The sequence below is a fragment of the Rhodococcus sp. BS-15 genome (assembly GCF_000813105.1).
Taxonomy (GTDB): domain Bacteria; phylum Actinomycetota; class Actinomycetes; order Mycobacteriales; family Mycobacteriaceae; genus Rhodococcoides.
The window spans coordinates 1-7,145 of the sequence record NZ_BAOX01000256.1 but is presented as its reverse complement, the minus strand read 5'-3'; the positions used below and the strand labels follow the sequence as shown (position 1 = coordinate 7,145).

Sequence of the window (7,145 nt, the reverse complement as noted above, 5' to 3'; positions counted from 1 at the left end):
GGCGGACGCGCGATGCAGCTCGGCTCCCCCGCCGCAGACCTGATGCGCGACGGCATCGCAGGCGACAGAACGGTGAAGAGATCGACGTTCTACCGTCACCACGAAGAGTGGTTGCTGGTCCGATGACCGTTCCGCTGCGCCGCAGTCCCGTCCTGCCGAGCCCGGTGTTCGTGGCCGTTCTCGCGGTCGCCGGCGTAGGCGGCGCGCTGGCGTGGACGGCCGAGGACGTCACGTCCGTCGCCGCGCGCCTCGGAGTGTTCGTACTGGTTCTCGCCGGATGGATCGCCTCGGTGTGCCTGCACGAATTCGGGCACGCGTACACCGCTTTTCGGGCCGGCGACCGGGAAGTGGAACTTCGCGGTTACCTGACGCTCAACCCGCTGAAGTACACCCACCCGTTGCTCTCGATCGTCCTGCCGGTGATGTTCATCGCGATCGGCGGAATCGGACTGCCCGGCGGTGCCGTGTATCTGCGCACCGGCCAATTCTCGGCGTCCACGCAGCGGCGCATCGCCCTCGCCGGACCGTTCGCCAACGCCGTTGTCGCCGTGATACTCCTGATCGTCATTCGCATGTTCGGCACCGACGGCACCCATCAGGCCTTCTGGTACGGGCTCAGTTTCCTGGCGTTCCTGCAGATCATGGCCACGATCCTGAACCTGATTCCGGTACCGGGACTCGATGGATACGCCGCACTCGAGCCCTCGCTCTCGCCCGCCACCCGTGCGTCGCTGAACCAATTCAAGGGCTACGGAATCCTCGTTCTCGTCGCGTTGTTGTTCGTGCCCGCAGTCAACTCCGCATTCTTCGGGGCGATCTACACCCTGTTCGGGCTGTCCGGTGTTCCCGAGTTCTTCGCCGGCAACGGCAACTACCTGATGCGATTCTGGCTGTGACTCAACTGTTCTCACGCACGATGCTCGACGCGACATCACGCAGCGATCGACGCAACGATGCGGGATCCAACACGCTGACTCCCCCGCCGAGCGCGATCAGCTGAGCGAGAGCGACATCCTCGCTCTCGAGCATCAACTCCACCTCGGTCCATCCGTCGCTGTCGGGCGGACCGAGTTCTGGAGTGGCCGCGACGCCGATCACCCGAGGCAGAGCACGCACCGCGTTGTCGAACAATCGAACTCGACAGGGGAACCTCAGCAGCGACCGATCGAACTCCGCCATCGACGCACCCCACCACTGCGCGAGGTCGAACCCGGCCGGCCGAAGCACCTCGATCGCCAATTCCGCCACGCTCTCGATCCGATCGACCCGAAACGACAGAATGCGCTCACCGCGAGCATCCGGGTCGTTCCGCAGGCTCCACTCCTGGGCCACCAGATACCAGACCGAGGCCTTCACCACGAGTCCGAGCGGCCCGAGAACCCGACTCCTGCCGCGGTAACCGATCTCGATCTGTCGCCCACCGAGCACCGCACGCGCCAACACCGGGACCAACTCGTTCGCCGCGGGCGCGGTGAACCACCCGGGAACATCCACGTGCACACGCTCACGCCACAACTGCGCGCTCGCCCGTAGCGACACCGGCAGCGCGCCGAGGAGCTTGCTCTCGGCAGCGGCGGTGGCGTCGGACAATCCGAGGTCGGCCGCAACCGACGGCATACCGAGCAGCATCAGCGCCGACGTTTCGGTACCGGTCATGCCGGTCAGTTTCGACTGCCACCCGTCGAGCAGTCGGATACCGCCGCCGGGGCCCGGTTCGGTCCAGAGCGGCACACCTGCGGCCCCGAGCGCGCCGATGTCGCGGTAGATGGTGCGCACCGATACCTCCACCTCGTCCGCGAGAGACTGCGCGGTCGCCTGCCGCCCCTCTTGGAGCAACAACATGATCCGAAGCAATCGTGCGGAACGCATCTGTCCGATATTACTGACACACGATGTCAGTGATGGGCGTCGATACTCGACACATGACGACGTGGAACGACTTCTCGACAGCCGCCCCGAACCTGGCCTCGGCGGTGCAGGCCAGATTCACCGCCCACAAGCATCACGTACTCGCGACGCTCCGGGCGGACGGCTCACCGCGCGTCAGCGGAACCGAGGTCGAGTTCGACGACAGCGGTGTGCTGCGACTCGGTTCGATGCTCGGTGCCGTAAAAGCGCGAGATCTGCAGCGCGACGGGCGGTTCGCGCTGCACAGCAATCCGGGTCACCATTCGATGGAGGGCGGGGACGCGAAGATCGGTGGGCGTGCCGTCGAAATCACCGATCCTGCTGTGCTGCAACCGATATTCGACGCGTCACCGAGCGAGCTGGTGCCGCACCACGTGTTCGATCTCGACATCGACGAGGTCGTCCTGACCTCACTGGTGGACGATCACATGCAGATCGACGTGTGGCGTCCCGGCTCCGACGTGCGCACCGTCACCAGGTGAGCTCTTCCTTGCAGGTTCGGCCGTGCGCGGCGGGCTCGACCTGCACCGTGGCGTGGTCGAGGCCGTAGGCGGACAGCAAGGACCGGGCCCTGTCGAGCACCATCGACGACGAGCCCTCGCATTCGAGATGCACGGTGGCCACATCCATTCCGGTGGTCAGCGTCCACACGTGCAGGTCGTGAACCCCCGTCACGCCCGGTAGCGCGCTCAGATCGCCGGTCAGCGCGTCGACGTCGACGTGTCCGGGACTGGCCTGGGTGAGAATGCGCAATGCCGAGCCGGCTAGCTTGATCGCACGCGGGATAACCCACAGGGAGATCAGGACGCCGACGACGATGTCTGCCCAGGTCCACCCGAACACGACCATCAGCACGCCGGCCACGAGCACGCCGACACTGCCGACCGCATCGGCCAGAACTTCCATGTAGGCACCGCGGACGGCCAGGGAATCCTTGGCGTCGCCGCGAATGAGCAGCATGACGACGATATTGGCCGCGAGGCCCGCAGTCGCGGTGAGAATGAGTGGCACGCCGGGGATTTCAGGTGCATCGCCGATGCGCGAGATCGCCTCGTACATGATGAAGGCCGCAACACCGAGCAGCAGAACGGCATTCGCGATGGCGGTCAACACTTCGGCCCGATGCCAGCCGAATGTCCTTGCCGCTACGGCACTTCCCTTACGGGCGAGCAACAGCGCGATCAGACCCATGGACATGCCGAGAACATCGGTGAGCATGTGACCCGCGTCGGCGAGCAGGCCGAGCGACCCGATCGCCAAGGCCACGGTCGCCTCGACGACGAGGAACACCACCAGAATGGCCAGCGCGACGATCATCTTGCGCACGCGAGACCGGGGCGGCCCCGCACCTGCCGGCGTGTGACCGCCCACGCCGTGACTGTGCCCGTGACCCGCGCCCATGACTCCCCCTGGTGACCGATGTCTACTTCCGGAAGTCACCATATGCGTACATACGCATATATGCAATGGTGTGCTCGGGTCACAACTCGGGCGGGACGTGCGGGTGCTCCACCGTCGGCGGAAGCGTCGCCAACGCGGAGATACGCTTGAGCCCGGCGACCTGCAGCAGGTCGACGATGATCGACCGCAACTGCGCCAACACCACCGTCGCCGACAGACCGGCGTTCGAGATCAACTCAGGCTTGGCACCGGCTGCGACCGACCGCAACACCCGCGCCGCCTCGGCCGCGTCCGGCTTCTGCCCCGGATCGGCGAGAATCATCTGCCGCAACACCTCGACCGCATGCGCCAACTTCTCCACCTCGTCGACAACCCGCGGATCGAGGATCTCGTCGTCGCGCACCAGCGTCAGCGACCGACGCGCGAGCACCCGGATGTTGCGGACGGCGTTGTCGATGGGATCGGCCGTGGCCGCGAGCGTCGCAAGACGATTACGGTGATTCCAGTACATCGGAGAAATTCGCGCGATCTCCCGGCCGCCCTTGAGATCGGTCCGCAGAGCATCGATACCCGACTGCGTCGCACGCGCCTTCCGCAACGCCTCCTCGATCGGTTTGGGATCGTTCGCCACCAAACCGTCGGCCACCTTCTGCAACACACTCGCAGCCGTCGCCAACACGCTCGCCGCATCCTTACGGGCTCGCCACACCGGATGCGTCGGAATCAACGCCACGATCGCGATGCCCACCAGACCACCGACCAACGCGTCGACCATGCGGTTGGGGCCACCCATGTTGCCTGGCGGGATGAGCGTCGCCACCAGCACGGCGGACGACCCGGCCTGCATCGCGATGATCGGGCCGCCGTCGAGGAACACCGCAGCCGACATCGCCAACACCACGACCAGAGCGATCTGCCACGGCCCACTGCCGATCAGTGAGATAAGCAGATCTCCGACGCCGATGCCCACCGTCACTCCGACGACGAGCTCGGCCGATCGGCGCAGGCGAGCACCGAGCGAGACGCCGAGCGAGACGACGGCGGCGATCGGTGCGAAGAACGGGCTCTCGTGACCGACGATGTCCGTCGCGACGAACCACGCCACACCTGCCGCCAACGCGCATTGAATGATCGGAAGTAGCGACAACTTCAGCCGAGCACTGCCCGACTTCAGCCGGGTTCGGCCTCGCGCCCGGCTGGCGCGGGCCCGATCAGCCAGGCCGAGCGCTTCTGCTGCCTTGGGGTCACAGTCTTCGAGGAGGTCGAGGCAGCGGGCGTACTCGTCGTGCTCGTTGATGTCGCGGGCCGCCTTGGCGAGGACTGCGACGCATCGGAGGAATCCTCGGTTGGGCTCATGGCTGTACGGGACCGGCCCGAATCCCTTCCATCCGTTACGACGCAACTGGTCCAGACCTCGGTGGTAGCCGGTACGAGCGTAGGCGTACGCCGTGATGGTGGCACCCGACTCGAGCGCGGCCTCGGCGAGGTAGGCCCACGCGATGGACGCCGTCGGATGCGCCGCCGCAACGGTCTCGGGTGCCTCGTGGTTCAGCAGCGCGGATTCGGCCTCGTCGTCTCCGGGCAACAGTGTGGGTTGGGGTCCGAGCAGATCACCGAAAGAAGTCATGGCGCTCATTGTGCCCCTACGTCACCGAATCGTGTCCGAACACCCCCGGTGGCGCTCGTGCTGAGCGGCCGACACGGTCGATAGGCTGCCAGCTGACGAAATTCGATACATACCGCTCTTGCAAGAATTCGGTGAACGAGGGAGAACGCATGCCGGACGCGAAGAAGAATGCACCCTCCGAGGCCGACGCAGCCACCGAGAAGATCGACCTGGGCAAGAAGAAGCAGGTCGACGAGCCCGCCGACACTCCGACCGAGCAGATCGCCACTGCCCCAGCCGAGAAACCGGCCGTTGCAGAAGCGAAGCCGGTCGCGAAGCCCACCGCAGCCCCGCGTCGCATCCCGCCGCGCAACCCATCCGAAGCTGCAACGAAAGATGTTGCGGCCGAGAAGAAATCACCCGCCGCTGTGCCGCAACCAGTCGGGCCGAGGAAGATCGAACCGCAGCGACCAGCACCGAAGCAGGTCGGCCCCAAGCGCGTCGGGCCGTCGCCGACAGAACCCGGCACACCGAGTCGGAAGAAGTGGTGGGCGGCACTGGTGGCCGCGGTTGTCGTGATCGCGGCAGTGACCGCCGGTGCGTACCTGCTGATCGACCGCACGAGCGTCGACGACTCCCCGGAGGCCCGGATCAGAACGACCGTGGAGTCCTTCACCCGAGCGTTGGCCGGCGGCGACCTGGCCACGCTGCGCAGTACCTCGTGCGGTGACCTGGCGACGTTCTACCGAGACATCCCGGATGCGGAATTCGCCGAGGTGCATCGCGTATCGCTCGAGCAGGGCAACATACCGACCCTCGACAGCATCGACGCCATCCAGGTCGGCGACGACACCACCGCGATCGCTCAGGTCATCGCGCACACCGATGCCAACCCGAACGATCGATCGCCGCGCACCTTCGACCTACGCCTCGAAGGCGATCAGTGGAAGGTGTGCAGCTGACGCTGCATGTGCGCGGCGGAGCCTGCGGGTCGTTCCGCAGGCTCCACTCCTACCTCGTAGCCTGCTACGAGGTTCCGCGCACGTGCGGGCTTCCCCGCTCTAGCCTGCGGATACGCTGCGGCCGGCGGACTTGAGGTCGTTGCACGCCTCGACGACACGGGCCGTCATGCCGGCTTCGGCCTTCTTGAGGTAGCTGCGCGGGTCGTAGGCCTTCTTGTTGCCGACCTCCCCGTCGATCTTGAGCACACCGTCGTAGTTGGAGAAGAAGTGTCCGGCGATGGGACGGCTGAATGCGTACTGGGTATCGGTGTCGACGTTCATCTTCACCGTTCCGTACTCGAGAGCCTCTTCGATCTCGCTCTTCGCCGAACCCGATCCGCCGTGGAAGACGAAGTCGAAGGGCTTGGAGCCGGAGGCCAGGCCGAGCTTCTCGCTGGCCACACGCTGACCGTCGGCGAGCACGGACGGCTTCAGCTTGACGTTGCCCGGCTTGTAGACGCCGTGCACGTTGCCGAACGTAGCCGCCAGCAGGTAGCGCGAGCCTGCGTCGCCTGCACCGAGAGCCTCGACGGTCTTGAGGAAATCCTCGTTCGACGTGTAGAGCTTGTCGTTGATCTCGGCCTCGACGCCGTCTTCCTCGCCGCCGACGACACCGATTTCGATCTCCAGAATGATCTTTGCGGCCGCTGCGCGGGTCAGCAGATCCTTGGCGATCTCCAGATTCTCGTCGATCGGAACGGCCGAGCCGTCCCACATGTGCGACTGGAACAGCGGGTTCTTGCCTGCGTCGACGCGCTCCTGCGAGATCGCAAGCAGCGGACGCACGTAGGTGTCCAGCTTGTCCTTGGGGCAGTGGTCGGTGTGCAGAGCGATGGTGACGTCGTACTCGGCGGCTACGACGTGCGCGAACTCGGCGAGTGCGACAGCGCCCGTGACCATGCTCTTGATACCGAGTCCGGATCCGAATTCGGCTCCGCCGGTCGAGAACTGAATGATGCCGTCGCTACCCGCGTCGGCGAAGCCCTTGATGGCGGCGTTGATGGACTCGGAACCCACACAGTTGATTGCCGGAAAGGCGAACTTGTGTTCCTTCGCCCGGCCCAGCATCTCGGCGTAGACCTCGGGAGTTGCGATAGGCACGGCGTCATTCCTCCATTGAAAAGTTCGGTTGTGTCCTCTGCAGTATGGCAACCTCCGGGCCCGGTGTCGTGCTTACCCGCGTCCTCTGGTCATTCCGCAGGCTCCACTCCCGCGCCCCTCTGGTCATT

7 protein-coding genes are annotated in these 7,145 nt (G+C 65.5%); 3 read left to right on the top strand and 4 right to left on the bottom strand.

The genetic code is table 11. From position 1 onward, the window contains the following. The first annotated feature begins 122 nt into the window (after positions 1 to 122). A complete protein-coding gene (locus RHBS_RS21760) occupies positions 123 to 896 on the top strand; it encodes a site-2 protease family protein (protein WP_121872959.1) in 774 nt (257 codons plus the stop codon). Between the two features lies 1 nt (position 897). Here RHBS_RS21760 and RHBS_RS21755 read toward each other — a convergent pair whose 3' ends face one another. After that, positions 898 to 1,869, bottom strand: a complete 972-nt coding sequence (locus RHBS_RS21755) for a YafY family protein (RefSeq protein WP_121872201.1) — start codon at positions 1,867 to 1,869, stop codon at positions 898 to 900. Positions 1,870 to 1,922: 53 nt separating this feature from the next. Here RHBS_RS21755 and RHBS_RS21750 point away from each other — a divergent pair, with 53 nt between their 5' ends. Beyond that, a complete protein-coding gene (locus tag RHBS_RS21750) occupies positions 1,923 to 2,390 on the top strand; it encodes a pyridoxamine 5'-phosphate oxidase family protein (RefSeq protein WP_183130377.1) in 468 nt (155 codons plus the stop codon). Here RHBS_RS21750 and RHBS_RS21745 read toward each other — a convergent pair. Then, entirely contained in the window at positions 2,380 to 3,309 is a 930-nt protein-coding gene (locus RHBS_RS21745; protein ID WP_121872200.1) for a cation diffusion facilitator family transporter, read from the bottom strand. The two genes, RHBS_RS21750 and RHBS_RS21745, sit on opposite strands and share 11 nt — an antisense overlap. Before the next feature lie 79 nt (positions 3,310 to 3,388). Continuing rightward, on the bottom strand, positions 3,389 to 4,936 hold the full coding sequence (locus tag RHBS_RS21740; RefSeq protein WP_187298587.1) for a DUF3151 family protein: 1,548 nt from the start codon (positions 4,934 to 4,936) through the stop codon (positions 3,389 to 3,391). Between the two features lie 149 nt (positions 4,937 to 5,085). Between RHBS_RS21740 and RHBS_RS21735 the strand changes: the two genes are divergently transcribed. Beyond that, positions 5,086 to 5,877, top strand: coding sequence for a hypothetical protein (locus tag RHBS_RS21735; protein WP_128646410.1), 792 nt, complete (start codon positions 5,086 to 5,088; stop codon positions 5,875 to 5,877). Positions 5,878 to 5,976: 99 nt separating this feature from the next. Here the strand turns inward: RHBS_RS21735 and fbaA are convergent, their stop codons facing one another. Next, the gene (fbaA, locus tag RHBS_RS21730) at positions 5,977 to 7,017 is read right to left on the bottom strand and encodes a class II fructose-bisphosphate aldolase (protein WP_121872198.1); all 1,041 of its coding nucleotides are present in this window, start codon (positions 7,015 to 7,017) and stop codon (positions 5,977 to 5,979) included. Positions 7,018 to 7,145: the final 128 nt, after the last annotated feature.